This is a genomic window from Bartonella sp. AS69XJJH, from assembly GCF_042195585.1.
Classification (GTDB): Bacteria; Pseudomonadota; Alphaproteobacteria; order Rhizobiales; family Rhizobiaceae; genus Bartonella.
On record NZ_JBHIOO010000004.1, the window covers coordinates 63,566 to 90,256 of the forward strand.

Here is a 26,691-nt window from a genome sequence, read left to right on the forward strand (position 1 = left end):
TGTGTGCTGAGATGTGTGCTGGGATGCCTGTTGGGGTGTGTGCTGAGATGTGTGCTGAGATGTGTGCTGAGGTGCGTGCTGAGGTGCGTGCTGAGGTGTGTGCTGAGATGCCTGTTGAGGTATGTGCGTGGCAGTGTGGTTGGTTGAGGGTGTGTGTTGGGGCGCTTGCTGGGATGTGTGCTGGGGCGCTTGCTGGGGTGTGTGTTGGGGCGCTTGCTGGGATGTGTGCTGGGGCGCTTGCTGGGGTGTGTGCTGAGGTGCATGCTGGGGTGTGTGTTGGGGTGCCTGCTGGGGTGTGTGCTGAGGTGCATGCTGAGGGGTGTGCTGAGGTGCATGCTGAGGTGCCTGCTGAGGTGTGTGATGAGATGTGTGCTGAGATGCTTGCTGGGATGCCTGCTGAGGTGTGTGCTGGGTCGCCTGCTGGGGTGTGTGCGTGGAGGGGTGGTTTGTGGGGTAAAGGGCTTGCCAACCAAATAAAATCGGTTCACATTGGGAAGCGGTTGGTTTGGTTTTTGCTCCCGCTTGTGCGAGCCGTTCTTTGACTAAAGCAAGGGTACCATTGGGTTTATAAAAGGGGAAAATGATTTTGTCACCATTTTCTCCTATGCGGTAACGCTTTATAACCTCTAGAGGAATGTGGCGTTCTTTGTGGAGATAGTTTTTTACGAGATTTTGCGGAGTCTGCCCTTTAGGAACCGGTGGACGGCGATAGGAACGATGAGGGACCATAAAGGGTTTGGGGCGTGTTAGATTGAGAGTTGCGCGTGCTTCTTCTAATGCTTGAGAGAGGCTAATGCCTTTGACTTCACACCAAAGGTCTAAAAGATCTCCTCCAGTGCCTTCTGCAAAGTCATACCAAAGTCCTGCTTTATTCCCGCTTAAGCAAATTGATAAACTTTGACCCGCTTCACCACGTGTGTTGCCTACAATCCAGTTGTTGCCTCGTTTGTGCCCTTGGGGAAGAAGCATTTCTGCTATTCTATCTGCTTGTGAGATAAGTTTTTGTTTGATTTCAAAAATTGTGCTCATGGTCATTCGTGATATTATTGCTGTTTTTCTCAAGATGTGGGGGGGACTCTATTTTTGCTGTTCTAGCTGTTTGATCTGATAGTGAAATCCCGTGGTGCTATTTGGAGGGCTTATTGGGGGCTATGGAGGGCTTATGGGCATTTGGGGGCTTATATGCCTTGCTAGTCTACTTTGAGCGCTTCTCTGTCGCTCTTGGCTTTCCAATGGGCTTGGCTTTCACTCAAACCTTCTGAAACTGCTGCCTTGATGTCTGCTTGCCAATGTTCAGGAAGACGATGCCCTTGGGGAAGGAGGAGGGGGGTGCAAAGAAGGGCGGGGTGGATATGCCTCTGAGGGGTTGTGCCCTGTTGTGGGGTGCTTGCTGGGGGGTGTGTTGGGGGGTGTGTGTGTTGGGGCGCTTGCTGAGGTGTGTGTTGGGGTGCTTGCTGGGATGTGTGTTGGGGGGTGTGTGTTGGGGCGCTTGCTGAGGTGTGTGCTGGGGTGCTTGCTGAGGTGTGTGTTGGGGGGCGTGCTGAGGCGTGTGTTGGGGTGCCTGCTGGGGTGTGTGTGTGTGGAGGAGTGGTTTGTTGCCAAAGAGTTTGCTCTTCATTGAAAATTTCTGAACCTGCTGCGTTGATAACTATTTGCTAAGGGCATGGAAAACGGTTGCCTTTGGGCAATCACTGAGGTAGTGGGGGGGGGAAGAAGGCGGAATGGATACAGAGAGGACGGAGAGCGTTTGTGTTCCTTTGCGTGCAAGAGATGAGGCGTGTAAGGCGAGCGCTTTTGTTATGAGAGCAAAATGGGTGATGTTGACTCGTTTTGCTGTATGAAGAGCTTATTTCATTGTTGTTTTGCCGCCCTTTGTTTTGTTCCGTGTTGGTTTTGTGGTTTCTTTTATGCTTTTGAAACATTTTTATCCCCTCGCGTGCTTGAAAAATACGTTGTTCTTGTGATGTCAAAAATTGTCGCTATAGTTGATCAAACTGCGGTAAAGCGTGTCGTTGTTCTCAGAGATGAAAGATGAGGGGCTCTTCTGTTTTTGCTGTTCTAGCCGTTCGATTTCACGGCGAAACCAGTTGCGCCATGTGGCTTGCCAGTTTACTTTGAGCGCTTCTTTGCCACTCTTGGCTTGCCAATAGTCGCGAAACTTCTTTTCTTGCCAATGGGCTTGGCTCTCACTCAAACCTTCTGAAACTGCCGCCTTGATGTCTGCTTGCCAATGTTCAGGAAGACGGTGCCCTTTGGCAACTGAGGCAGTGGTTTTTTTGTTGGAAGAAGGCGGGCTGGATACAGAGAGGCTGGAGGGGAGATTGGTGGCGGATTTTGTTTTTTCCTCCGTGACAATTTGTGCAATAGGGGCAGGGGCGAAATCGCCTTGGGAAGCGTTTGAGGGGGAAGCGTTTTTTTGCTCCGTTTCTTCTTGTGGTGGGGAAGGGAGAGCAGAATTAAGAGCTGATGAGGGTGACGGGTGATCGCTTTGTTCAAAGTTCTCTTCGCAGGAAAAACAAGGTTCTGTCTCATCAAACAAAATTTTCTTTTCTAAAACACCGTAAGGTGTTTTCTTTTCTTCTGTCTTTTGAGCTTCTGAGTTTTGTGTAGCATCTTTTGTATTTTCGTTGAGCAGTTGTTGAATCTCAGCATTGATTTTTTTGCGCTTTTTTGCCGAAGAACGACCCGCAAAAGATTTTTGTTCAAGCAATTTTTCACGCTCTTGAAAAACATTTTCGCAACGCTTGTTCCATAATCCATTGGCTAAATTTAAAATCTTACCCTCTTGGATGAGCATCTCTAAAACATTAACAAAAGTTCGCTTGTCACAACCACAAAGACGCGCTAAACGTTCTTCTGATATCTCTAGAGGACGACCGCGTGCATACATTTCATTGAGAAGAATCGTATAGATTCCAATTTCGTGTGCACGCATCCCACGAACGCCTCCTAGAAAGTCATTTTGATACCAACAAACATATGGAAGCCTAGACGATTCATAATGAGGAGTTTCTTGTTGATTAGCGTGTTTCATACTGCAATCTACTTTCTTCTTTTTTATACATTTTTATTGATGATAAAAGCTCAAATAGGGATTTAACTTGTGTTGCGTTTGGCTCTGTTCGATGATGACGAGAGGCTTCTTTACGACGCTTATAAATGATTGGCTGTGCTTGAAGCGCATGCAAACTTACGATTTAAGATTGCGGTGATGGAAAAAATAAAGAATACCACACATTCTCAATGTACTTGCTTTTGGGCAAAAGCTTTGGAGAGTGGTCTTTTGTATCCTGTAGGGTGGTTAAAGTGTTTTTATGATCCAAAAATAAAAAAAAATTCCCCCTAAAAAGTAAAATTTGTTTCCTTAATTTTATCCTTTTTAGAGGATAATGCAAGCTCGTTTTATAAAAAGGACGTGTTTTTTTAAAAAGACGCGCTATATGGTGAAATTATGAATATCGATGGTTGGCGTCAAAGATTAAGGATTGCTTTGGAAAAAAGTGGGCGGTCTAAAAGATCTATCTCACTTGCTGCCGGTAAAGGCGCAGGATACCTTCATTCTATTCTTTCTGAAGGAAAAGAACCAACAATCGAATCTCTCTCGCGAATTTGTCACGAAATTAATATCAGTATGAATTATATTCTTTACGGTAAAGGGGCTAGCCCTGAAGATAAAGAATTTATAGAGCTTATTTCAAAACTTTCTCCGCAAGAGAGACAGGCGATTTTGACTCTTTTGCGGCGACCCGTTGACGAAGCTGCAAAATAACTTCCTTCTGTGCTTTTGAATCAAGACGACTCCAGTATTTTATTAATATTATATCACTCATTTTATCTCTCCTGTGTGTTTATAATTGCAATTTAGTAAGAACAAATAGAGAACAACAAAGGGGCATGAGGGGAACAAAGAATAATAGATTTTTATTTACATATGTCATTTGAACCCCGTAGATATTTAAAATATATCTTTTATGAAGGATAAAATGGTTGACATCTCTCCTATAGAGGATATAAGACTAACGCTATATTTAGTCTTGTCAAGACAAGGCTATGCTTTATCAACTATCTAAAGGGGGAAATCATGAAAAATATTTCATTCGTTAAAGAGGATGAAATCATTATCGTGTTATGCGAAGAGGAAAATCCTAGTACTTATGAAGGACCAATCGACGAAATCGAAGAAGTGCTCGAACTGATTGAAGAATGTGAAACTGTTTATAGAGTTTTACGACTCGATCTGACAACTTCTCATGCTGAAGATGTTACGGAACAAATCGCTGATTTTTATGTCGAAAATCATGAAATAAATGAAGAAAATACGCCATTGCAGCCCTTCGTTTTGAATAGTGAAGCTTATCATGCTTGTTTAAATGAAAGAGCCGCTTGTGATTATGAAGATAATCTCTATGGCTCTTATGAAAAACAGCATCGTTTACGCCCATGTGATGTCTTGGCAGATTATTGGTGGTAAACATGCCAAGTTATCTCAAGACTTCTTATCAAGGGATTCCGCTTTATTATGCTGGAAATATGCGAAATTTAATCAGACTCGAACCACAAAAACACAACGCTATTCTTTTCATATCACCAGAGGTGGCTCAGTCTGTGGCAAAAAAATTGGGGGAAGAATATTGCCGCCATGATTTTTCCGTTGTGCAATAGCTAGATTGAAAAAGCGAGCCGCAATGATGGGGCCAAGGGCTTCTTTATGGCGGTGACCATGGTGCGCGGTATGCTTTCGTTCTTGGGGGGGGAGCTTGGGAGAAGCTTGTGGGGCAGAGCTTGCGGGGCTGATAAGAGGAAAGGAATGTAGGGACATGAGAAAAAATCTGTGTGGAGACAAGAGGGTTTGTTGGGGGAAATTTGGGGGCTGATATGAGACAGGGGGGGAGAAAAGAGCTTATGGATGAGAAACTTGCAGGCGCTTTGCGAGGGGAAAAGGTGTCTGCTGGTTCGTTGGGGGATTGAGGCAATGGAGGGGTGGCAGGTCGTTATCCAGTTTGGTGGGCTTGGAGTGACACGAAAAGCATGCTGGAGAACAAACATGAGGCTTAGGAGGGAGATCGTGTGCAGCGTTGAGGAGAGGCAAAGTTCTATAAAAAGGTACGTTCAAAGGGGAAAAGAGCAGTTTTTTGTGTTTTCGGGGGCACGCAAGTAAGGAGCTTGGAGGGGTACATAAAGCATGCTGGAAAATGGGGAAGATATTTGACGGGAGAAGTGAGACAGGAGACGTATGGGGGCGCGTGGGTTTTTAGCTGCTTTGATGTTGCGTATTAAGGGGGGCATTATTTTACGTAATGATGGGCCCAAGTGCTTCTTTATTGCGGTGACCATGGTGTGCGTTATGCTTTCGTTCTTGAGGGGGGAGCTTGGGAGAAGCTTGTGGGGCGGAGCTTGCGGGGCTGATAAGAGGAAAGGAATGTAGGGACATGAGAAAAAATCTGTGTGGAGACAAGAGGGTTTGTTGGGGGAAATTTGGGGGCTGATATGAGACAGGGGGTGTGAAGGAAAGAGCCTATGAATGAGAAACTTGTGGGCGCTTTGCGAGGGGAAATGGTGGCGGCTGGTTCATTGGGGGATTGAGGCAATGGAGGGGTGGGGCAGGTCGTTATCCAGCTTTTGGGCTTTTCGTGACACGAAAAGCATGCGGGAGAACAAACATGAGGCTTAGGAGGAAGAGAAGCAGCAGTACAGACAGGTTTCAACCTATAAAAAGGAAAAAGCAGAGGGGGAAAAGAGCAGAGGGGGAAAAGAGCAGTTTTTTGTGTTTTCGGGGCACAATATTGAAGGATGCATTGAAGGATGCTGTCATCTTTAGTTCGTGTGATGGACACAGCTTAAAAAAGGTGAATGTTTCAAAGAGGATATCTTGCAAAAAACACTTTAAAAATGAAGGGGAGAAAGATCATGCCAATCATTATCGATTGTATCCAGGGAACAGAAGAATGGCTGAAAGTGCGTAATGGTTTGATTACGGCTTCTTTGTTTGAGATGGTTATGGCACAAAAAAAACAGGGGCAAAAAACGTCACGATATCAGAATGTGATGATGAAATTGGCAGGAGAAAGAATTACAGGAAAAACCGTTGAGGAAGGAACAACGGTTTCTCAGCGACGCGGGACAGAATTAGAACCAATCGCACGACAGCTCTATGGGAAACTTACACATACAGAACCTGAATGTATTGGCTTTGTTTTGGCAGATGACCGCGGACAAGGATTTTCCCCTGATGCGTTTGTGGGAAAAAATGGCTTATTAGAAATTAAAACAAAAAAACCTGAAATTTTAATTCCTCATTTCATGCAAAAGAGTTTTCCAGCAGAACATAAAGCACAATGTCAAGGAGGATTATGGATTTCTCAACGCGAATGGGTGGATTTAATGCTCTATTGGCCGGATATGCCTCCTTTGATTAAACGTGCTTATCGTGATGAAGCGTATATTTGCAAGCTGGAAAATGAAATTAGCCGTTTTAATGAGGCTTTGGAGAAGATGGTACAGCAAATTAAGAGTATTGGGACAGATTTTCATATAAGGACAGAAATTGCTTTGAAGGAGGGGGAAAAAAGGGTGCTTGGAATGAAGACAAAGCGTCTGCTAGAGGGCAAAACAAGAATGAGGCGGACAAGAGGGGGATCGTGTGCAACGTTGAGGAGAGGCAAAGTTCTATAAAAAGGTACGTTCAAAGGGGAAAAGAGCAGAGGGGGGAAAGAGCCGGTTTTTGTGTTTTCTGGGCACGCAAGTAGGGAGCTTGGAGTGATAGGTAAAGCATGCTGGAAAATGGAAGGAGATGTTTGACGGGAGAAGTGAGACAGGAGACGTATGGGGGGCTGGGTGCTTTTGTGGTGCGTGTTAAGGGGGGCATTATTTTACGTAATGATGGCCCAAGTGCTTCTTTATGGCGGTGACCATGATGTGCGGTATGCTTTCGTTCTTGAGGGGGAAGCTTGGGGGGGGGAGATTAGGGGAATTGAGGGGTTGATATGAGACAGGGGGGCATGAGAAAAAATCTGTGTGGAGTCAAGTGGGCTTGTTGGGGAAAACGGGAGAATAGGGAAAAAACGGATAGAGACATTATAATCTTTATGTTTTTCTACAATCCCTTGTTATAAAAAATCAAAAATGACTACATTTTGTGAATTCACTGTGGGGGCGCTCTTAATATTCTTCAAAAGCATTTTCATGAGATAATTTTCAATATCAATCTGGTAAACAGTAAAAATTGTTGTATGAGTATGAGCCAGAATATCAATTTACCAATCTTTACTAAATATCCTTTTATACTGACGAGAATTAATAACCCTATACTTATTATCCCTAGTGGTATATTCCACGTAAAGAGTGAAATTGTTCCATAAATTAGAGGCGTTATTCCACAAATAATAAAAATGACACGCTTGATATTATTAATATTATCTTTTATTCTGTTCTTTTGGCTTCTACCTCTTTCAGAGGTCTTGTGAGTGTTTTCAGAGGTCTTGTGAGTGTTTTCAGAGGTCTTGTAATTGTTTTCAGAAGTCTTGTGAGTGTTTTCAGAGGTCTTGTGATAGAATTGATTGTAAGCAGCTCTCTTTCGAGGATCTTTAAGAACTTCATAGGCTTCAAGAATTTTTCTGAATTTTTGTTTAGCTTCGGTACTAGAATTATGATCAGGATGGTATTGTAGAGCTAATTTACGAAAAGCAGATTTTATTTGTTTATCGTTGCATTCGTAGCTTACACCAAGAATTCCATAATAATCGTCTTCATTTAATATCATTAAATACTGCTACTTGTGTATGGCTTTTATTTTTATAGGATAGTTTAACTGATTTTTGTTGAATATATCAATGGGTATTATCTTATGTTTAAAGTATGGTGAAGATCGTATTGAATGGCGGGGCTGTACTTGGGACCACTGTATCTAAATGAGGGGAGATACAGTTCAAAACGCTTGAAAAAGCAGGGTGTTTTTAATATTTTAGAAGTATTTTTTACAAAAATAGATTAAAAGAGAGACAATAAATCAAATATAAAGGGACAGTAATAATAGACAAGGTTGTCATTATTATAAATTGTAAATAAACAGGCAGGAACTTTAAATCTAAAACGCCAAAGTAAACTAATGGGAACGGACATTATCTTTGTTATGATGAATCCTATGATAAACCATTGCATGAATAATTTTATTATATTTATTTTATCTTTATTAAAACGATTTTGAGTTCTTTCTCTGGAATACAATCGATAATAGAAAAAACAGGGTAAACAGGAAACTCTCTAATTGGACAAGCACTAACAGAAAATTTTTCAAGCTCTAACCATTATCTTTCGCGTTCTTTTTCCAATATCTTCTTTTCTATTTTTTGTTTTATATATTCTTTGGAAATACAATTGATCGGAGAAGTATTCCCAACAAAAAATTCGTCTTTTGCACAACTGTGGGTTGTGTAATGCATGAATAAAACAGCGCTTATTGCTGTAGCAAATAAAATAAAGTGTTTAAACATAGGGTATTTATTGTCTTTTGTTTCTAACAAGCTTTTATAAAGTAATTTTTGTTGAATAAATCAATATGTGTTATTTTTATGTTGGTAAAATACAACAAATTGTATGTACTTTGGCACTTTGCATCTAAAGATGGCGATAGATAGTTCAAAATGCTTGAAAATGCAGGATACCCTTTGTTGAGAAGCACTTTTCATAAAGTTATGGAATGAATAGATCAAAGTTTATGGTAATTTTGTATACTCTATGATAACTCTGTATAAGATCTCAATTTCATGATCAAGTTTCTCAAGTTCTTTCTTGTTTTTAGCTATACGCTCTTGATATGTCTCTATGTGTTTCATACGGTTTGAGAGATGGGTATGCTCATTAGAGTGTTTTGCTTCATTCACATGTCGCATTGCATCTATTTCTAATTCTATAAGGCTACACAGAGTATTAAATACATGATGTCGTTTTTTGATTATATTCTGCCATTTTTTTATTATATTGACATGTTTTTCATAGAGCGGTTGCGATAACCGCCACTTGTTTTCCAAAAAAATGTTTTTTCTATCCAGAGAATTTGGTAGAATTTTTCTGACCACCAGCGACTTCCATTAACGAGGAAAATGCGAAACAATCTCTCTCTCTTTCTGTAATTTCTTTTGAAGAGAAGAGTTCATTCGAATGAGTATATCCCTTTGAAGAATAAAAAAGATGCGTTGTTAAAAGGGCGATAATTAAGACGTTTCTCAATAAAGACTGTTTAATTAACATTGTTTTTTATACCCTTTTTGTGCTTGATTATAGTCATTGTGAGAGGGCTTAATGGTTCTTTAGAAGTATTTTGAAAGGCGTTTTATTATCCGTTTAAAGGTTTTTTAGATACTGCGTCCATCTTTCAAAAGTGCTATATCTTACGGGTGGCTTTACATTTTCTTTGGGCATCATTGCAAGGTATACCTCTCTAGCCATAACGCACATTGTTGCTGTGTTTCTAAAACGCGTGAGTTCATTGCCTATTATGAGCAGTTCTGTCTGAAGAGTTTGTTCTTTTCGACTAATGCCATTAGGGGAATCCAAAAATTTTTCTGCGTACGCAAACATTGGATCATCAAAGTTTGTTTCAAACTTTGCGTCGCGGAAAAATCTTTCTACATAATTCCAATTTTTCATGTGTTTCATCCCGTCAGCTTTAAAAGCCCTAAGTCTTGTTGGTAAGTCGTTAAATGTAAGTGTGGGCATCGTTTTATCACCTTGCCATAAATCAAAAAAGCGTCCACAAAAAACAAGCAATATGTGATAATGTTTAAAAATATTGAATTCTGGAGGATTACTGGGCAATGTTATTAAATGCCTCCAAAATTGACTTTTGTCATGGGGTATGTCTACAGTCCATTCCATATACGCTTTTAAATATTCTACCTCTTTTTTTGCTTTTTCTAATTTCTGAGAATATGCCAAAGGAGTGTAATTTTCATGGACATATTTTTGGTAAAGCCTATCGTATTCAGAAAGGTCGCTTACTTGAGTACACCCCAATAATAGGGATACAGAAAAAAACGTTATAAATGTTATGACGTACGTTTTGAATAATAATTTCATCATTTTAATTTTTAATGATTTTTGTTGAATAAATCAATATGTGTTATTTTTGTGTTGAAAATATAGGCAAAAACGTATTTAATGAAAACCGCGATAGTGATTATACTGTATCTAAATAAGGGTGTGGTACAGGATAGAAACCCCGCACATGCGGGGTTTTTATTCTTTGGAGGAGACTTTTTATTCTTTGGAGGAGACAAGGACAGAGGAGACAAGGACAGCAGAAAATATAAGGGAGGTTCTGTCACCAAAATGGTTGTCCTAGGCGGGAATAGGGAATATCCAAAATGATTTCAATGAAATATACTTGTTGTGCATAGTTACGCGCTTGTTTTAAAGAAACATCTTGCTCTAAGCTCTTTTTATACTCGTTTCATGCCCATTTCATACCGGCGTTTGTGAGCTTCATGCTGGGGCGTGTAAATGGTATTGTGAGGGGTAACGATAAAGCCCCGTAAGTTATAAATGTAGATTATAAATATTGCACACCTCATCTTTGACTTTATGAAAAAGTAAGTTGGTACTATTTGGGGCTTGTTCTCAAGATTGCGGTATGGGCTTTAGCTCTTGGGATGATTCATAATCTCGTTTACTGGGGGGGGGATTTTGCATAAAAGGTAGGCTTTTCTTGGAATGTTTCACGCCATACGGATCTTTCTGCTTGTGAACTGTAAGCGAAGAAGGGTGGTTGATTTCAATAGAATAGAGGGGAAGAGAATTTTTCGCTCTTCTTGTTCTTCTGCAAGAGGAATAACGCTATCGGTATAAATTAAAGGATTCGTATAAAAAAGGTGCGTCTTGAAAGAGGAGTGGCTTAGAGAACGTGGAAAATATAGTGTATACAATTGGTAATGAGGGATCTTCTTTGAAAAGGTGGGCTATTGATTTTCTGGCATGTGGGGTGTTTGGCACATGTGGGGGGGGCATGTGGGGTGTTTGGCACATGGGGGGTGTTTGGCATATAGGAGCCGTGGGGTGGCTTATTGAAAGCTTTATTGAGGGGGGTGCTTTATCATTGTTTGGTTTTTGCTTTTGGTCATGAAAGGAGAGAATGGGGAAGGAATTGAGTTGAGAGGAGGTTCTGGAAATGGCTCTGTTAGATCTGTTGTAAATGACGAATAGGATCGATGAAGCTTATTCTAATTTTTAGAGGGAATGCTTATACTGTTTGAGGTGGATAGAGAGGCGAGAAAGATAAGATGATTGGTTTTTGGGGGGGCTTTAAGGATATCAATGGGATGTGTTCAAACAATGAGTTTATAATAATTTATTGTTGAGATTCAATTTGAATTTCAATGAGAGCCTGAAATAGTGCGAGATGTTCTTATACCTTCTTATTCAAATTCTCTTATATTGAATCAAGTAAAATCGTTTGTCTGCATATTACAAGCAGGGTGAGCTTGTGGGGGAAAAATATTCAAGAAATAAAAATGTTAAAAAGGGGTAAGGGTGTCAAGAGGGGGAATAGTGAGGCCTGGCAAAGAGAAGGAGTGTTCTTAAGGGAAGGAAAGAGGAGGATGCAAGAAAAAGGGAGAGGTAATGGGAGAGGACTATTCTTTGGGGTGGGGTAATTTCAAAAGCCGCTCATAAAGCATTTTGGAGATTAAGCGTGTCATTGAGGACATTGATTTGGAGTCATTGATTTTTAAGCCATTGAAGCGCATGGTTTAGGATAGGGGATTTGATGAAGCCGATGGAGGCTGGGGGAAAAGATTTAGGCTTATAGGGAAGGCTTATAGAGGCAAAAAGAGAGGGGAAAAAGAAGAATAAAATGGTGCTGCGAGAGAGGATTGAACTCTCGACCTCTCCCTTACCAAGGGAGTGCTCTACCACTGAGCTACCGCAGCCCCTTTTCAATCTTTGCGCTGTCTTGTGCCATATTGTCAGAAAATAGGCAAGAGAACATTTGTATATTCTTGCAAGAAAACGTATCTTATGTCATGACATATATTTCTTATATGCTTAAATATTTAAGGTTATGAGTTGCTTGGATAGAAGCTCAACACTGTTTAAAAGGTTGCGCAATGACACAAATGCATCAAAAACAAAAACAAAATGAAATGAATCATCAAGATGAAAAAGCAAAACGGCGTCAAGAAAGATTAGCGCAACAATTGCGTCAAAATCTAAAACGTCGAAAAGAGCAAAGCCGACAAAGAGCGCAAACAGAACTCTAAAATGCAAAAAAAGTTTTTTAGTGAAGCTTTGCAACCAAACTTCTCAATAATTTGTTCTCATATTTAGAATGCGTTCTAAAACGATTAATAAAGCATAACTTCCCGAAGGGGGAAAATCCTTTGGAAGGGTAGGCACAAAGGAAAAGAGGGAAAACACGATGGATTCTATTCAAATTGTTGGGGGAGAACAACTTAAAGGAACAATTCCTATATCAGGGGCAAAAAATGCTGCGTTGCCTCTTATGATTGCGGCGCTTTTGACAGAAGAAACGCTTACTTTAGAAAATATTCCTCATCTAGCCGATGTCGAATTGCTTATTCGTATTCTCAATAATCATGGTGTGGGATATGCCGTTGATGGACAAGAGTTTAACGATGAGTGTGTCAATTCAAGAACAATTCATTTTACTGCGCAAAAAATAGCGACAACACGGGCGCCGTACGAACTGGTGAAAAAAATGCGCGCAAGCTTTTGGGTTATCGGACCTCTCCTTGCACGATGTTTAGAGGCTTATGTTTCGCTTCCTGGAGGATGCGCTATCGGAACAAGACCTGTCGATTTTATCCTTGATGGACTTAAAACTTTAGGAGCACAGATTACGATCGAAAATGGATATGTTCATGCAAAAGCGCCAAGGGGGTTAAAAGGTGCTCATTATCGTTTCCCTAAGGTCACTGTTGGTGGAACCCATGTAATGCTTATGGCGGCGACATTGGCAAAGGGAACAACCGTTCTTGAGAATGCGGCTTGTGAACCAGAAGTGGCAAACCTTATTCGAACTTTGAATGCTATGGGGGCTCAAATAACTGGTGAGGGAACAACAACGCTTACAATTGAAGGGGTTAAAAAACTTAAAGGGACAAAAATACGCGTTATTGCTGATCGAATCGAAGCGGGGACATATGCAATGGCTGTTGCTATGACAGGAGGCGATGTCTTTCTTAAAAATGCAAATCCTAATCATCTCACAAAAGTGCTTAAGGTTCTCCAAAAAACAGGACTTGAGATTCAAATAGAACCTCAAGGAATTCATGTTAAGCGAAATCCAAAGAACACCAAAATTATGCCCGTTGATATTAAAACAGGACCTTATCCTGCTTTTCCAACCGATCTCCAAGCGCAATTCATGGCGCTTATGACACGGGCTGAAGGCATTGCGCATATTACAGAGACGATTTTCGAAAATCGTTTTATGCATGTTCAAGAACTCAATCGTTTAGGGGCTTCGATAAAGCTTGATGGGCAAATGGCAACTGTTTATGGAACAGAGAATTTGCAAGGGGCTCCTGTCATGGCGACGGATTTGCGCGCTTCTGTTTCTCTTGTGATTGCAGCTTTGGCGGCAAAGGGGGAAACAATCGTCAATCGTGTCTATCATCTTGATCGTGGATTTGAGAGATTAGAGGAAAAATTAGTCCGTTGTGGCGCAAAAATTCAACGCATCACAGTGTAATTCTCTTCAAGGGTATTCGGTCTCCCTTTAAGGGGCTTAATCTCAGACAACAAGGTTTGTTAATCCTCTCAATAAACGCGGGGCTTATCTCATGGTTTTTACGAGCGGGAATAAGCGTTTGAGAGGCGGGTGGGGCTCATAAAACAAACAAATAGAGACTTGTATCATTATTCCCAGTGTCGTTTATGGCGCTTATGACACGGGGTTTAGGCATTGCGCATATTACAGAGACGATTTTCGAAAATCGTTTTATGCATGTTCAAGAACTCAATCGTTTAGGGGCTTCGATAAAGCTTGATGGGCAAATGGCAACTGTTTATGGAACAGAGAATTTGCAAGGGGCTCCTGTCATGGCGACGGATTTGCGCGCTTCTGTTTCTCTTGTGATTGCAGCTTTGGCGGCAAAGGGGGAAACAATCGTCAATCGTGTCTATCATCTTGATCGTGGGTTTGAGAGGTTGGAGGAAAAATTAGTCCGTTGTGGCGCAAAAATCCAACGCATCAGCGTGTAAACCTTTCAAAGATATACTGAATGCTGTTTGTGTGTGCGGGCATGACTTAAGGTGTATGTCCATGTTTTGGGGTGTGCTTGAAGGGCATTTTGGAGGGGGATAGGATGATGCGTGTTTGTTTTAAATGGGTTGTTTTCTTTTGTGCTTGAATTTTGGGTGGGGAATGATTTTCTAGAGCACCCTTCAAGGTCTTCTTTTTCAAGGGGGGTGTTCTTGGAAAGGGTATGGGCGGGGCGGATTTTTATCGTGGATTTGAGAGGTTGGAGGAAAAATTAGTCCGTTGTGGCGCAAAAATCCAACGCATCAGCGTGTAAACCTTTCAAAGATATGCCCCAAAGAATGGCTTTGGAGAGGTTGCTTGGGGTGGATGTTGTTGGCGGCGTGCTTTCAGGTGTGCTTTGGGGGGCGTTTTAGCACAATGCTTTTTGGGGGGCTTGATCTCAAGGGTTAAGGGTTGTTCAGCCTCGCAATAAATGCGGGGCTTATCTCATAGTTCTGGAGTTTTTACGAGCGAGCATAAAAGAAGGGTGGGGCTCATAAAACAAAGACTGTTTTAAATTTTATTGCTAATTTCCTGAAATTATTTTATACCTTAAAGGGTAACTTTGGTCGTCTACGCAACGATCAGTAGGGTCTGAAAGCCCTAAAGTTCAGTACATAAAATTAGCCTACTTTTGTGGGTATCCCGGAATTCCGGGAGTTTTTGCTATGTCCAGGTGCTCTTTAGCACTAAAAGCAAAAAAAGCTGACTGAACTCAGTACTTTCAGACTCCCGGAATACCAATGCGAGGGCGCTCGCAACCGGCAGGGGAGCTTAAAGTGAAAGCTAAAAATCCACACTTTAACGATATTTCGATAGGTAGAAAAATTCGCTTTAAAAGAACAATGATCGGAATGTCGCAAAAGCAATTAGGCAGCCAGTTAGGTGTGACTTTTCAACAAATCCAAAAATATGAAAAAGGCTCTAATCGTATAGGGGCGGGGCGTTTACAAGAAATTGCTGATATTCTCAATGTTCCCATTTCCTTTTTTTACGCTGATCTCTCAACAAAAGAAAATGCCCTGGATCCTTGTGATGAAGGGATCGTAAGTAAAGAAGAGCACATCCTTTTGAAAAGTTTTAGAGAGCTCAAACCTAAGAAACAGAAGGCAATTTTGTGTTTGATTGTCTCATGAGATAAAAACACTATTTTAAATTTTATTGCTAATTTCCTGAAATTGCTTTATTGGTAAGAGAATGTTTTGGTCGTCTACGCAGCGATCAACAGGGAATGAAAGACCCGAAACTTGAGACACGTATTTATCCAGCTTTATGGATATCCCGGATTTCCGGGAGCTTTTGTTATGTCCAGGTGCTCTTTAGCACTAAAAGCAAAAGGCTGAGTCAAGTTTCAGCTCTTTCAACTCCCGGAATACCAATGCGAGGGCGCTCGCAACCGGCAGGGGAGCTTGAGGTGAAAGCTAAAAATCCACACTTTAACGATATTTCGATAGGCAGAAAAATTCGCTTTAAAAGAACAATGATCGGAATGTCACAAAAGCAATTAGGCAGCCAGTTAGGTGTGACTTTTCAACAAATCCAAAAATATGAAAAAGGCTCTAATCGTATAGGGGCGGGGCGTTTACAAGAAATTGCTGATATTCTCAATGTTCCCATTTCCTTTTTTTACGCTGATCTCTCAACAAAAGAAAATGCCCTGGATCCTTGTGATGAAGGGATCGTAAGTAAAGAAGAGCACATCCTTTTGAAAAGTTTTAGAGAGCTCAAACCTAAGAAACAGAAGGCAATTTTGTGTTTGATTGTCTCATGAGATAAAAACACTGTTTTAATTCTTATTGCTGGTCTCCTGAAATTATTTTATGAACAAGTACCAGGGTTCTCGTTGTACAGTGAGGTTGAATGGTGGAGCCCAAAGCCTGAAAATCCAAGCTGAGACATTAGCCTGCTTTATAAGTATCGCGAGATTCCGGGAGTTTTTGCCATGTCCAGGTGCTTACCAGCACTAAAAGCAAAAAAGCTGACTCGGATTCAGTGTTTTTGATTCCCGGAATACTAATGCGAGGGCGCTCGCAACCGGCAGGGAAGCTTGAAGTGAAAGCTAAAAATCCACACTTTAACGATATTTCGATAGGTAAAAAAATTCGCTTTAAAAGAACAATGATCGGAATGTCGCAAAAGCAATTAGGCGGCCAGTTAGGTGTGACTTTTCAACAAATCCAAAAATATGAAAAAGGCTCTAATCGTATAGGAGCGGGGCGTTTACAAGAAATTGCTGATATTCTCAATGTTCCCATTTCCTTTTTTTACGCTGATCTCTCAACAAAAGAAAATGCCCTGGATCCTTGTGATGAAGGGATCGGAAGTAAAGAAGAGCACATCCTTTTGAAAAGTTTTAGAGAGCTCAAACCTAAAAAACAGAAGGCAAAAGATTAAATTTTCGTTAGAATAAAGAAAAAAATAAAGAGGCTCTTGCTAAATAATAAATTATTCTATAAACCCTTTTTTAGAGAAGGGGGTTAACATTTCTCCTCCCCCCCCCCCGCAGAAATGTCCAAATAGAACCTCCTTCTCGTCATTTTAAAAATCATGAAAAATTTGGGCCTTTTTCCCTTTTTAAAAGAGTGACTTATTTGTGTTAGGAAAAGTTGCTGTGTTCGGCAAATTGGGGGTGTGGTGTTTTTAGGGATTTGGGAAGGGGTTGAAAAATCATCTTGCCAGAAAGAGTTCTCAAAAGGAAACATTGGAGAGTGATCATCCAAAGGACGCACAGTGGAGAGTTGTCATCAAAGGGGGTGGATTAAAAGAAGCTACCAAAAATCTGGAACTTCAGGCTTTAAGTGAGGGCCAATCCGTACAGCTGAGACCTTTTCTGCTAAACCTGTGCGATCTGAAATCTCAACCGCTAAACCACAAAGGGTGGCGGGACCACATGCCGGTTCAAAACGATCTTGCTTCGTTTTATAAAGAAAACGGTGTAAGGGTTCTTCTTTATCCATTCCTAGAGATGAGTTATAATCTCCACACATGCCTGCATCTGTTAAATAGGCGCTCCCACCTTCTAAGATCTGCGCGTCAGCCGTGGGAATATGCGTATGCGTGCCAACGATAACACTTACACGACCGTCAAGAAAATGACCAAAACATTGCTTCTCGCTTGTCGTTTCTGCGTGAAAGTCAAAAATAACCGTATCGGCTTGCTCCATCAACGAACAAGCAAGCAGAATATTTTCCGCTGTTTCAAATGGATCTTCTACTTTGCACGGCATAAAAACGTTGCCTAATAAATTGGCGACAAGAACACGGGCGCCATTTTTTGCCGTAAAAATACCAGCACCTCTTCCGGGAGTTTCTTTTGAAAAATTGGCAGGGCGTAAAAAACGATCACTCTCATGGGCATACTGCAATGCTTCTTTGTGAGAAAAAGCATGATTGCCTGTGGTGACAACATCAACACCGGTCATCAAAAGATCTTGATACGTTTCTTGTGTGAGACCAAAACCACCAGAGGCATTTTCACCATTTACCACAACAAAATCAAGCTGCCACTTCTTAATCAGTTGAGGAAGGTGTTCAAAAACAGCTTTACAGCCTGTGTTACCAACAATGTCACCTAAAAATAAAAAACGCATAGGCGCTTTAATCACATTTTAACATTTTAAGAAACCTTTTTCTGTAAAAATACCCTGGACCTGTAGATCATGTTCTGCTGCGGGAATAGAGGAAACCTCCTGACATGAAAATCCTATACCCCATAATGTCATTTGATGCCCTTGTTTTTCAAGAGCTTCAACCGCACGGTCATAATATCCACCTCCATAGCCAAGACGGTGACATTGACGATCAAACGCAGAAAGCGGAACAAGAATATTATTGGGGACAACAACGCCATTGTCGGCACTGGGACCAAAGGTGCCAAAGCGCATGGGCTCTAAAATCGTGCTGGGCGAAAATGCACGGAAAATCATGGTGGTGGAATCAAGTACTGCTGGTAAGGCTAAATGTCCACCGCGTAACGCTACAGCAGCCAGTAAAGGACGCGGGTCAATTTCCGATTTAATGGGCCAATAGCCTGCCAAAATGAGGCGTGAAAAATCTGTTCCCTTTTTTTCAAGGTATTCAATAAAGTGGCAACAAGCACGCTGCGAAAAGAGTGTGCGCTCTTCTATTAAAAGAGCATCACGACGCGACAAACCGCTTTTGCGCTGCTGTGTGCGAAGGGCTGAAGCAGATTCACAGAGGGGATTTTGTGTCATTGTCTCGCCAAGTTTTGCCAATTGTTTTATCAGATGCTGGCATTTTATCCATTATTGGCGTTTTGTAAATCTCTGTTAGGACAAGAGGTGCGCTCATGGAAAGAGTGTGCGCTCTTCTATTAAAAGAGCATCACGACGTGATAAACCGCTTTTGCGCTGCTTGTCCGTGCGAAGGGCTGAAGCAGATTCACAGAGGGGATTTTGTGTCATTGTCTCGCCAAGTCTTGCCAATTGTCTTATCAGATGTTGGCATTTTATCCATTATTGGCGTTTTGTAAATCTCTGTTAGGACAAGAGGTGCGCTCATGGAAAGAGTGTGCGCTCTTCTATTAAAAGAGCATCACGACGCGACAAACCGCTTTTGCGCTGCTTGTCATGCGAAGGGATGAAGCAGATTCACAGAGGGAATTTTGTGTCATTGTCTCGTCAGTTGTTTTATAAGATACTGGCATTTTATCCATTGTTGGCGTTTTGTAAATCTCTGTATGGACAAGAGCTGGCTCATGAAAAATGTGCGCGCTCTTATGTTAGGGCATCTTGGTGCGATAAACCGCTTTTGCGCTGCTTGTCATGCGAAGGGCTGAAGCAGATTCACAGAGGGGATTTTGTATCATTGTCTCGCCAAGTTTTGCCAATTGTCTTATCAGATGCTGGCATTTTATCCATTATTGGCGTTTTGTAAATCTCTGTTAGGACAAGAGCTGTGCTTCATGAAAAAATATGCATTCTTGTGTTAGGGTATCTTGGTGCGATAAACTGCTTTTGCGCTGCTTGCCCGTGCGAAGGGCTGAAGCAGATTCACAGAGGGGATTTTTTTGTAAGTGCTGTCTGTTTTATAAAATAAAGCCCCTCGTGATTTTTATTTCTTGCAAAGAGAGTATCGTCATTGGTCTTATGTAAAAGGACTTTCTCAATTTTTTTGGGGGGGAATTTTATGGGTAAAAAAAGGGTGATCCACAACAGCCGATGGAAAAAGTTGACCCCGGGAACCTATACAAATAGGTGGGCGCCATATGAAAAAGCCCACGGGCTTGATCAGGGACAGCTCCCTTGGAGATCATTAAGGTCTCAGGAATACGTTATTTCCTGTCGAGAAGCGCAGAACACCCTCCTTAATATAAAACAATTTCAGAGTTTCTGCTAGAGATAAAATAACCGCAATCTCTTCTTTTTCATAAAGTTTTTTCAAGAGAGTTTTTATAACCTTGCTGGTGGCTGCTTGAGATGGCTGTATGATATGCTTTATTCAAAGTAAAAAAGCAAAAAATATGAGTGGGGGGGTGTTTGAGTGACGCAGAACGGTTTATTGGCAATCGCTTGCTTTTTATGTTTCGGGGAATGCTTGGAGGAGCTTTGAAGGGGAAATATTTCTTATTCAAGAATGTTTGTTTAACTGATGTTGCGTCTTTGAAGTTTTTGTCTTGTGGGGAATATTTCAGTGCTGTTTTATCAACTTTGAGGGAGGAGGACGAGCTAATATGGTATGTGCTGCTTATGGGTTTCATAAAAATAAAAAAACAGATGATGATAGTTTATCAGAGGTGCTAAGCAATGTTTTAAGCTTTTTTCAAAAAATATTTTTTGAGGATCGTGTTTTATCATCTTTTTATCCATGATAGAGGGATAGTGAAAAGAAGAGGCGGTGTGAGAGGACCAAGGCGTGCAGCGTTTTCTTGCTATGAGAGAAATTCTGTAGGGGGTATATTGAAAGTGTTTGGACGCTACCTTTAATACAAAAAAGCTTCAAATTCAAAAAAGACACTGTCAATTGCTTGGGGGGGTAATTGCGTGGAGTAGGGTCAATTGCGTGGGGTGGGGGTTTGAGGGTGTGGTTATAAGCAAGGGGCTTGTGGAATGTGGAGAAGGCTTGCGTCTTAGCCAAGTTTGAAAGGATGCGTAAAGCCTCTCGTTTTTGAATGGGTTCAAAGAGATTGTGGTGATTGTTCATCTAACAGAGCTTGCACGCGCTTTTGAATTCTACGCATTTGTGGGTAATACTCTAATGCTGTTTCATAAGCTTTAAGAGCAAGTTTTGGACGCTCTGTTGCTTCCATGGTAACGCCAAGTTCAAAAAAAGCGATATAGTTGCGCGGCTCAAGTTCAAGTGCATGGTTGAGATCAAGCATGGCAAGCTTGAAATCGTTTAGTTGAATGTGAATCCAAGCGCGCCTTACCCAAGCTTCAGCGTGAGTAGGTAAAAGTGCAAGAGCATTATCAATATAATCAAGCGCAAGTCCATAATCATCACTGTTAATAGCATTTTCAGCCCATGACATTAAAAGATCAATCGTCTCACTGCCCGATTGGGACCACAAATGTTGAAGTTGTTGACTGATCTTTTTTGCTTGAGAAACATCAGCACAATATTTCAACTCTTTCAGTAAACGTAAAATTTCTGCTTCTTTGCGTTGCTTAACTCTGTCAACATGGGAAAGCTGATCTTTGTCAAGATCTTCAAGAATAACCGCCGAGGAATCAGAATCGGAGGGCGTTGAGGAAGGCGGAGGAGAATTGGGAATAAGATCATCTAACGGTAAAAGCGATTGTGGAGAAGGACGATCTTCAGGAAGCGAAGGAGGATTTTTCCCATAGCTAGAGGGAACAAAACAAAATATGCCAACAAAAAAAAGAAAAAAAACGCGCTGGAAAATACAAAAAAAACGCGACTGAAAAAATCGAAAGGCTTTTAAAAAAATAGAAGAATCCATAAAAACAAGCCCCCAAAAGATAAATCACCAAATATTATCAAATACTAGACTTGTAATCAACGGACTTATAACCAACGGACTCGTAACCAAAAAATCTTAAGGAAAAATTTTTAAGCCTACAAACAGTAGGCATAAAAATATTAACCAAAACAACTAGCCTTGACGCGCTCTAAAACGTGGATTCGTTTTATTAAGAATATAAATACGACCCTTACGACGCACCAAACGATTGTTACGGTGGCGCTCCTTTAGTGCTTTAAGCGAATTTTTAATTTTCATCATATTCACCGTTAAACAGTTTACGTAACACAATACTATAATACAACATTAAAACAACTGTGATATAACATTAAAACACAATATCACAACCCCAATACACTGCTCACTCAATGAACATTACATTGCGGAACATTACATTGCGATATCGTACTTGCATCATAACATCACGCGATACACTTTTTCACTGTGATCACAAAAAGAAAAACGCACCCTTAAGGTACGCATTAACACACTTCATTAGCACAACGAATAAGTGAAAATTGCAAAAAAAGTAAGCGAGATTTAACAAGAAGTCTTATTCTTGTCAAGGGTATATTATACATTTCTTATGGTGTGTTAATGGTTGCTTTGAAGATAAAAATATTCTCGTAAAAAGCAAAAAGAAGCACAAAAAGTGGAAATAAGGAAAAGCTTCTCATTTGTGAGAAAATAATCTTGTTTCTCCGTAAAATATCATCGTTTAGTAAGGGTCATGTAAAATTTATACCATGAGGTGTTTTTGTTAGTGGGTGTGATGATATTATTAAGACTTATTCTTAAAACCTAGAAAATAAACCGCATAATGAAGACAAATGGGATGAATTGTTAAGGATCAATTTCTATTGTTCAGAGCAAATAAGAGCCTCGCGTAGAGTTGAGATTTTCTCATTGCAAATCTTTATATCTCATAGCATTTGCTGCTTGCATATCACAAGCGGGATTGGTGTATGAGTGAAAATACTTGAAGGTCAAGAAATAAAACGGTCTTTTATAAATCCTTTCAAGTGCAAGAGAGTGTTGCAACATTGGGAGCTGGCAAGCGGGTGTGATGAGGCTGGCGTTTACGCTTCATAAGCTTGAAGAGGGTGGGGTGCTATGAATGTTTAAGCTATTACCCGAGAGCTTTTATGTTCTATGATGAGGGGGGGTGAAGTGGTGGCAATGTGCATTGGCCAAGTGTTTTTTTAAAATAAGCGTTTCTTTAAAATAAGTGCGTAAATTGGTAACACAAGCGTCTTCTGTTGGAGGCTTTTTATTTTATGTGAGGGGTGAGAGGATGTTTGGGAATGGATAAGCTTAGTGCTGTAATCATATCCTGTAATTATATCTTTGACGTGGAGATTAAGAACGGAGCGAAGCGCTTGGCTCTTTTAATGAGGGATTAAATCTGTGCTGTTAGAATGAAAGATTATGTATAAATTTCTCTTTGAAGGCAATAGCTTATGCTTCTTTGAAACCCCATTATTTCTACGTGGGGTGGATTGCTGGATATTGTCAAGCGGATGGGGAATTCAAATTATCCGGTGAGAGAGACAGTATACTGAGAATACACTTTGGCTCTTGAATGTGGATAGTTTGAATTCCTTTTAATATCCATGCTGTAGAAAAATTTGACCTTCCCAAGGGTGGTCTATGATGATGTTTATTGAAAGAGTGAAAGCTTCACATTTTCTGGGGATAGACGTAATAAAAGTATGTCATAATACCAATTTATATACATGTTGCAAATGCCAAAGAGAGCTGACGTAATGAGCATTGGTATCCCGATCAATAGGGGCAGGGACTCTCTTCCTACCGCGAGGTATACTAGACAAAGAATTCCTGTCATTAATAAAAAGCCTATTGCTAGGATTTTCGTTACGAAAACAATGGGTTTCCGAAAGGTTAGAAGAAAGAGGAACAACATATGTCTAAATGGACCCCCTTTACGTTTTTTGGGAGGAACAGACTGTGTCTCATTTAAAGTTGCTTCATTGTTTTTAGAAATGAAGTATTTTTTCGCACAATGAGCGTTTTAAAGGCAATAATAGTATTAAAATGATAGTATTAAAAAGTATAATTTAGCTTTATCAAGATCATAAAATAAACATTTATATTTAGTCAATTAAGGGTGCTGTTAGGTGCTCTTGAAAGAAGCTTGCAGCGCGAAAAATTGTGGGAACTGCGTGAAGTTGCGGGTCGGTTGGTCTTGACGAATGTCATTGCTGAGCAGGATAGAGAGTTACAGACAGTCTTTTTTGGTTGATTATAGAGTATGCGTAAACAAAGTGCGTTTACGATAAGGGAGTTCATAAAGAACTGCGGGATGCAATAAAGAGATGCCATAAAACCAATGAGCATTATACGGTGGTGATGCGCCTTATAATTTATTGTTTTAACAGGATTAAAAGGTGGGAAAATGGATGCGCTGAAAAGAGAGGGGGCGTGAGAGAAAAAAATTGATCTGTAAAAAAGCAATTTAAGCCGTTGGGGAGAAGTTCAGGGAAGCTTTTTCGAGAAAGATGTTGGGCGGATTAACGAAAGGAGAAGGTCCTCTATTCGTTAAGGAAAAAAGAGAGGAGAAAAAGAGGAAAGTTTCTATGCTGAAGAGGCTACCTTCTGGCTGATATTGGGCTGCGTTTGCGAGAGTTGTTTGGGTGGAGTCATACGTTTTACCTCTTTGCAGCGATTTTATGAGAAAACAAAACGATGCTTTTGTGAAAATGCTTTTGTGCAAAAATAAACATAAGAAGAGAGGCTAGAGACAATAAAAGCGCAATCGTTGGGATTGGTATCTAGGGGGGCAATAGATCAGTCTATTTCCTAAAGATTGAGATTAAAAGCAAAATGAAGGGGCTGCCTCTATCATGGAGGAATAATGATGCCTTGGAGGTAACATGTTGGAGAAGATGGTGTTGGATGAGGGGGGTGTTGGACCGAGGGGGGAAGGATCAGGGCTTGTAAGAGGGGGGCAGAGTTTTGGGTGGGGAAGAAGGGTTGAGAAGGGTTGGGGCGCACTTGTTGAGCCGTATGAATGGTTGATCTGTGTGGGGTGAGAGGTTGTGTTTGAGGGGGGCATGAGATGTTCGTGTAGGACGAAGCGATTTGGATGAGGGGGGGGTGAAAGATCAGGGCTTGTAGGAAGGGGGCAGAGCTTTGGGTGGGGAAGAAGGGGTGAGAAGGGTTGGGGCGCACTTGTTGAGCCGTATGAATGGTTGATCTGTGTGGGGTGAGAGGTTGTGTTTCAATTCATTGGGGGAAACGTGTGAAAAAGCGTTTTTATATGTGGGCGTTAAGATTTGTTGGCTGGTCCCATTAATTGGATGACATGCCCCATTTTGCGGTGGGGGTGAACAGTGCTTTTGCCATATAAATGGATCGAGGTGTGCTCTTGTGTGAGAAAATATTTTAACGTGCTTAAATTGTTACCAAGAAGATTTGTCATTTGGCAATCGCTATGGCGATAGGGACTGCCTAAGGGAAGGCCGCAAATAGCACGGATATGCTGTTCAAATTGTGAAGTTATGCATGCTTTTTGTGTCCAATGACCAGAATTATGGACACGCGGCGCGAGTTCATTCACTAAAAGGTGACCATTTGTTAGGACAAAAAACTCAATACAAAGAACACCAACGTAATCGAGGGCATTCATGACTGTTAGGCTAATGTCTTGAGCTGCTTTTTGCACATCAAGTGGAATATGGGAGGGAACAAAGGATTTATGAAGAATCCCGTTTTTGTGTTGGTTTTCTGGGCAATCATAAAAAATATGTTCCCCTTGTTTTGTGCGGGCAGAAAGAACCGAAATTTCCGATAAAAAAGGAACTATTTCTTCTAAAATACAAGGCTGTTCCTGAAAAGTCCTTAAGGCTTCGTCACGGGTTTGTTCATCGGGGTGGTCGAGCTTGATTTGGTTTTTTCCGTCATAACCAAAACGACGCGTCTTTAAAAGACCACGTCCCCCTAAGGCATCGAGAGCGGAAAGAAGAGAAGAAGAATTGTCAACAGCATACCATGAAGCGGTGCCAATCCCTTGATCACGCAAAAATTGCTTCTCAAAAAGCCGATCTTGCGTGATCTCTAATGCTTTGGAAGAAGGATAAACAGGCTTACTCTTCTCTACATATTGAACCGTTTGAAGCGAAAGATTTTCAAATTCATAGCTGACAACATCACACTGAGAAATAAAATGATCTAAAGCTGATATATCGTCATAAGAGGCAACAATATGGCTGTTTGCTGTTTGAGCGGCTGGGCAATCGGCTTCAGGACAAAAAATAACGGTTCGAAATCCTAATTCTGCGGCCGCTATGGCGAGCATCCGTGCTAACTGTCCGCCGCCGATTAAACCAATGACGCTTCCTGGAGGTAACAGGGTAGATGAGGTGGTGGCGTTGGTTGGGGTGGTGTTGGATAGGGCAGTGTTGGCTGGGGCGGTGTTGGCTGGGGTGGTGTTGGACGAGGTGGCGTTGGACGAGGTGGCGTTGGATAGGGTGGTGTTGGCTGGGGTGGTGTTGGCTGGGGTGGTGTTGGCTGGGGTGGCGTTGGATAGGGTGGTGTTGGCTGGGGTGGTGTTGGCTGGGGTGGCGTTGGTTGGGGTGGCGTTGGACGAGGAGGTGTTAGCTGGGGTGGCGTTGGACGAGGAGGCGTTGGTTGGGGTGGCGTTGGATAGGGTGGTGTTGGCTGGGGTGGCGTTGGATAGGGTGGCGTTGGCTGGGGTGGTGTTGGATAGGGTAGTGTTGGATAGGGCAGTGTTGGCTGGGGTGGTGTTGGATAGGGTGGTGTTGGCTAGGGTGGCGTTGGCTAGGGTGGTGTTGGATAGGGTGGTGTTGGACGAGGAGCTGTTGGAAAACGGTGCCATTTTAAACCTCCGTTACAGGTGTTTGGGCGACATTGGCTGTTTGTTGCTGACGCCAATTTTCTAATCGTTGGGCGAGATCATGATCATAAACGGCCATAACAGCTGCGGCTAAAAGTGCGGCATTAATTGCGCCTGCTTTGCCAATTGCTAATGTGCCAACGGGTATCCCTGCTGGCATTTGCACAATTGAAAGCAAAGAATCTTGACCAGAAAGAGAATGAGAATGCACTGGAACGCCAAAAACAGGAAGAGGCGTAAGGGCTGCTAGCATACCAGGAAGATGCGCTGCACCCCCTGCACCGGCAATTAAAACTTTAAACCCTACTTCTTTTGCTTCTTTGGCAAATTGATAAAGGCGTTCAGGGGTTCGGTGTGCTGAGACAATATGCGAACTATGAGAAATACCAAGATTCGTCAAAATATCTGCACTATGGCACATCGTTTGCCAATCCGATTGGCTTCCCATTAAAATCGCGACATCACATGATTTTTTCATCATTCTCCATCCTTTTGATTCAATGCGATTCTTTATCATTATTTTTTTTAAAGTTTTATAGTCTCTTTGCAAAGCCAATTGATGACAGAGAAACAGTTATTTTGCAAATAAGATGGAAAGCTAAAATTTAAAGGGAA

General features: G+C 41.4%; 26 protein-coding genes, 1 tRNA gene, 1 other RNA gene and 2 pseudogenes. 17 read left to right on the forward strand and 13 right to left on the reverse strand.

Going from position 1 to position 26,691, the window contains the following annotated elements:
- Positions 1 to 390 precede the first annotated feature (390 nt).
- Positions 391 to 1,029 (reverse strand): annotated as a pseudogene (locus ACFIK6_RS03110) (DNA primase); the annotation flags it as partial.
- 408 nt (positions 1,030 to 1,437) lie between these two features.
- On the opposite strand from ACFIK6_RS03110, the gene ACFIK6_RS03115 reads away from it, so the two are divergent.
- Positions 1,438 to 1,659 (forward strand): hypothetical protein, encoded by a 222-nt coding sequence (locus ACFIK6_RS03115; protein ID WP_375677357.1) that lies wholly within the window; start codon positions 1,438 to 1,440, stop codon positions 1,657 to 1,659.
- A gap of 307 nt (positions 1,660 to 1,966) precedes the next feature.
- On the opposite strand, the gene ACFIK6_RS03120 is transcribed toward ACFIK6_RS03115, so the two are convergent.
- Complete coding sequence (locus ACFIK6_RS03120) at positions 1,967 to 3,034, reverse strand: YdaU family protein (protein ID WP_375677358.1); 1,068 nt, start codon at positions 3,032 to 3,034, stop codon at positions 1,967 to 1,969.
- A gap of 417 nt (positions 3,035 to 3,451) precedes the next feature.
- On the opposite strand from ACFIK6_RS03120, the gene ACFIK6_RS03125 reads away from it, so the two are divergent.
- From ACFIK6_RS03125 to ACFIK6_RS03145, 5 genes are all read left to right on the forward strand, one after another.
- A complete protein-coding gene (locus ACFIK6_RS03125) occupies positions 3,452 to 3,769 on the forward strand; it encodes an XRE family transcriptional regulator (RefSeq protein ID WP_273723488.1) in 318 nt (105 codons plus the stop codon).
- Positions 3,770 to 4,081: 312 nt separating this feature from the next.
- Positions 4,082 to 4,471: a hypothetical protein gene (locus ACFIK6_RS03130; protein WP_375641747.1), complete on the forward strand. Its 390-nt coding sequence runs from the start codon at positions 4,082 to 4,084 to the stop codon at positions 4,469 to 4,471.
- 2 nt (positions 4,472 to 4,473) lie between these two features.
- Positions 4,474 to 4,662, forward strand: coding sequence for a hypothetical protein (locus tag ACFIK6_RS03135; RefSeq protein ID WP_375677359.1), 189 nt, complete (start codon positions 4,474 to 4,476; stop codon positions 4,660 to 4,662).
- An 859-nt stretch (positions 4,663 to 5,521) separates the two neighbouring features.
- A complete protein-coding gene (locus ACFIK6_RS03140; protein ID WP_375677360.1) occupies positions 5,522 to 5,671 on the forward strand; it encodes a hypothetical protein in 150 nt (49 codons plus the stop codon).
- A gap of 236 nt (positions 5,672 to 5,907) precedes the next feature.
- The gene (locus ACFIK6_RS03145) at positions 5,908 to 6,672 is read left to right on the forward strand and encodes a YqaJ viral recombinase family protein (protein ID WP_375641749.1); all 765 of its coding nucleotides are present in this window, start codon (positions 5,908 to 5,910) and stop codon (positions 6,670 to 6,672) included.
- Between the two features lie 508 nt (positions 6,673 to 7,180).
- Here the strand turns inward: ACFIK6_RS03145 and ACFIK6_RS03150 are convergent.
- From ACFIK6_RS03150 to ACFIK6_RS03160, 3 genes are all read right to left on the reverse strand, one after another.
- Positions 7,181 to 7,759 (reverse strand): J domain-containing protein, encoded by a 579-nt coding sequence (locus tag ACFIK6_RS03150; RefSeq protein ID WP_375641750.1) that lies wholly within the window; start codon positions 7,757 to 7,759, stop codon positions 7,181 to 7,183.
- A 952-nt stretch (positions 7,760 to 8,711) separates the two neighbouring features.
- Entirely contained in the window at positions 8,712 to 9,074 is a 363-nt protein-coding gene (locus ACFIK6_RS03155; RefSeq protein ID WP_375641751.1) for a hypothetical protein, read from the reverse strand.
- Between the two features lie 265 nt (positions 9,075 to 9,339).
- A complete protein-coding gene (locus ACFIK6_RS03160) occupies positions 9,340 to 9,933 on the reverse strand; it encodes a hypothetical protein (RefSeq protein WP_375641752.1) in 594 nt (197 codons plus the stop codon).
- Between the two features lie 964 nt (positions 9,934 to 10,897).
- On the opposite strand from ACFIK6_RS03160, the gene ACFIK6_RS03165 reads away from it, so the two are divergent.
- A complete protein-coding gene (locus ACFIK6_RS03165; RefSeq protein WP_375677361.1) occupies positions 10,898 to 11,116 on the forward strand; it encodes a hypothetical protein in 219 nt (72 codons plus the stop codon).
- Between the two features lie 730 nt (positions 11,117 to 11,846).
- Here the strand turns inward: ACFIK6_RS03165 and ACFIK6_RS03170 are convergent.
- Positions 11,847 to 11,921, reverse strand: a tRNA-Thr gene (locus ACFIK6_RS03170).
- A gap of 177 nt (positions 11,922 to 12,098) precedes the next feature.
- Here ACFIK6_RS03170 and ACFIK6_RS03175 point away from each other — a divergent pair.
- The 7 genes and pseudogenes from ACFIK6_RS03175 (at position 12,099) to ACFIK6_RS03205 (ending at position 16,651) form a co-directional block, all read left to right on the forward strand.
- The gene (locus tag ACFIK6_RS03175; protein ID WP_015856869.1) at positions 12,099 to 12,251 is read left to right on the forward strand and encodes a hypothetical protein; all 153 of its coding nucleotides are present in this window, start codon (positions 12,099 to 12,101) and stop codon (positions 12,249 to 12,251) included.
- A gap of 158 nt (positions 12,252 to 12,409) precedes the next feature.
- Entirely contained in the window at positions 12,410 to 13,705 is a 1,296-nt protein-coding gene (murA, locus tag ACFIK6_RS03180) for a UDP-N-acetylglucosamine 1-carboxyvinyltransferase (protein WP_375677362.1), read from the forward strand.
- 182 nt (positions 13,706 to 13,887) lie between these two features.
- Positions 13,888 to 14,217: pseudogene (locus ACFIK6_RS03185) on the forward strand (UDP-N-acetylglucosamine 1-carboxyvinyltransferase); the annotation flags it as partial.
- A 282-nt stretch (positions 14,218 to 14,499) separates the two neighbouring features.
- Positions 14,500 to 14,631, forward strand: coding sequence for a hypothetical protein (locus tag ACFIK6_RS03190; protein ID WP_375677363.1), 132 nt, complete (start codon positions 14,500 to 14,502; stop codon positions 14,629 to 14,631).
- Positions 14,632 to 15,036: 405 nt separating this feature from the next.
- The gene (locus tag ACFIK6_RS03195; protein WP_375641757.1) at positions 15,037 to 15,393 is read left to right on the forward strand and encodes a helix-turn-helix domain-containing protein; all 357 of its coding nucleotides are present in this window, start codon (positions 15,037 to 15,039) and stop codon (positions 15,391 to 15,393) included.
- Between the two features lie 278 nt (positions 15,394 to 15,671).
- Positions 15,672 to 16,028, forward strand: coding sequence for a helix-turn-helix domain-containing protein (locus ACFIK6_RS03200; RefSeq protein WP_375641757.1), 357 nt, complete (start codon positions 15,672 to 15,674; stop codon positions 16,026 to 16,028).
- A gap of 179 nt (positions 16,029 to 16,207) precedes the next feature.
- Positions 16,208 to 16,651 (forward strand): helix-turn-helix domain-containing protein, encoded by a 444-nt coding sequence (locus tag ACFIK6_RS03205; protein ID WP_375641759.1) that lies wholly within the window; start codon positions 16,208 to 16,210, stop codon positions 16,649 to 16,651.
- Positions 16,652 to 17,025: 374 nt separating this feature from the next.
- Here ACFIK6_RS03205 and ACFIK6_RS03210 read toward each other — a convergent pair whose 3' ends face one another.
- Both ACFIK6_RS03210 and ACFIK6_RS03215 read right to left on the reverse strand, forming a co-directional pair.
- Positions 17,026 to 17,847 carry a TIGR00282 family metallophosphoesterase gene (locus ACFIK6_RS03210; RefSeq protein WP_273723502.1) on the reverse strand — a complete coding sequence of 274 codons (822 nt, stop codon included), beginning with the start codon at positions 17,845 to 17,847 and terminating at the stop codon, positions 17,026 to 17,028.
- Between the two features lie 18 nt (positions 17,848 to 17,865).
- Positions 17,866 to 18,471: a 5-formyltetrahydrofolate cyclo-ligase gene (locus ACFIK6_RS03215; RefSeq protein ID WP_375641760.1), complete on the reverse strand. Its 606-nt coding sequence runs from the start codon at positions 18,469 to 18,471 to the stop codon at positions 17,866 to 17,868.
- Positions 18,472 to 18,883: 412 nt separating this feature from the next.
- On the opposite strand from ACFIK6_RS03215, the gene ACFIK6_RS03220 reads away from it, so the two are divergent.
- Positions 18,884 to 19,153 (forward strand): hypothetical protein, encoded by a 270-nt coding sequence (locus tag ACFIK6_RS03220; RefSeq protein ID WP_375641761.1) that lies wholly within the window; start codon positions 18,884 to 18,886, stop codon positions 19,151 to 19,153.
- Positions 19,154 to 19,418: 265 nt separating this feature from the next.
- Here ACFIK6_RS03220 and ssrS read toward each other — a convergent pair.
- The 3 genes from ssrS to ykgO form a co-directional block, all read right to left on the reverse strand.
- Positions 19,419 to 19,579: non-coding RNA, 6S RNA (ssrS, locus tag ACFIK6_RS03225), on the reverse strand.
- An 814-nt stretch (positions 19,580 to 20,393) separates the two neighbouring features.
- Entirely contained in the window at positions 20,394 to 21,179 is a 786-nt protein-coding gene (locus ACFIK6_RS03230) for a tetratricopeptide repeat protein (protein ID WP_375677364.1), read from the reverse strand.
- Positions 21,180 to 21,332: 153 nt separating this feature from the next.
- The gene (gene ykgO / locus ACFIK6_RS03235; RefSeq protein WP_013545486.1) at positions 21,333 to 21,458 is read right to left on the reverse strand and encodes a type B 50S ribosomal protein L36; all 126 of its coding nucleotides are present in this window, start codon (positions 21,456 to 21,458) and stop codon (positions 21,333 to 21,335) included.
- Positions 21,459 to 24,094: 2,636 nt separating this feature from the next.
- Here ykgO and ACFIK6_RS03240 point away from each other — a divergent pair.
- Complete coding sequence (locus ACFIK6_RS03240; protein WP_375677365.1) at positions 24,095 to 24,253, forward strand: hypothetical protein; 159 nt, start codon at positions 24,095 to 24,097, stop codon at positions 24,251 to 24,253.
- 236 nt (positions 24,254 to 24,489) lie between these two features.
- Here ACFIK6_RS03240 and ACFIK6_RS03245 read toward each other — a convergent pair whose 3' ends face one another.
- Positions 24,490 to 25,572 (reverse strand): 5-(carboxyamino)imidazole ribonucleotide synthase, encoded by a 1,083-nt coding sequence (locus ACFIK6_RS03245; RefSeq protein WP_375641796.1) that lies wholly within the window; start codon positions 25,570 to 25,572, stop codon positions 24,490 to 24,492.
- Between ACFIK6_RS03245 and ACFIK6_RS03250 the strand changes: the two genes are divergently transcribed.
- Positions 25,508 to 26,122 carry a pentapeptide repeat-containing protein gene (locus tag ACFIK6_RS03250; RefSeq protein WP_375677377.1) on the forward strand — a complete coding sequence of 205 codons (615 nt, stop codon included), beginning with the start codon at positions 25,508 to 25,510 and terminating at the stop codon, positions 26,120 to 26,122. The two genes, ACFIK6_RS03245 and ACFIK6_RS03250, sit on opposite strands and share 65 nt — an antisense overlap.
- Here ACFIK6_RS03250 and purE read toward each other — a convergent pair.
- Entirely contained in the window at positions 26,060 to 26,557 is a 498-nt protein-coding gene (purE, locus tag ACFIK6_RS03255) for a 5-(carboxyamino)imidazole ribonucleotide mutase (protein WP_375641764.1), read from the reverse strand. The genes ACFIK6_RS03250 and purE overlap by 63 nt on opposite strands.
- Positions 26,558 to 26,691: the final 134 nt, after the last annotated feature.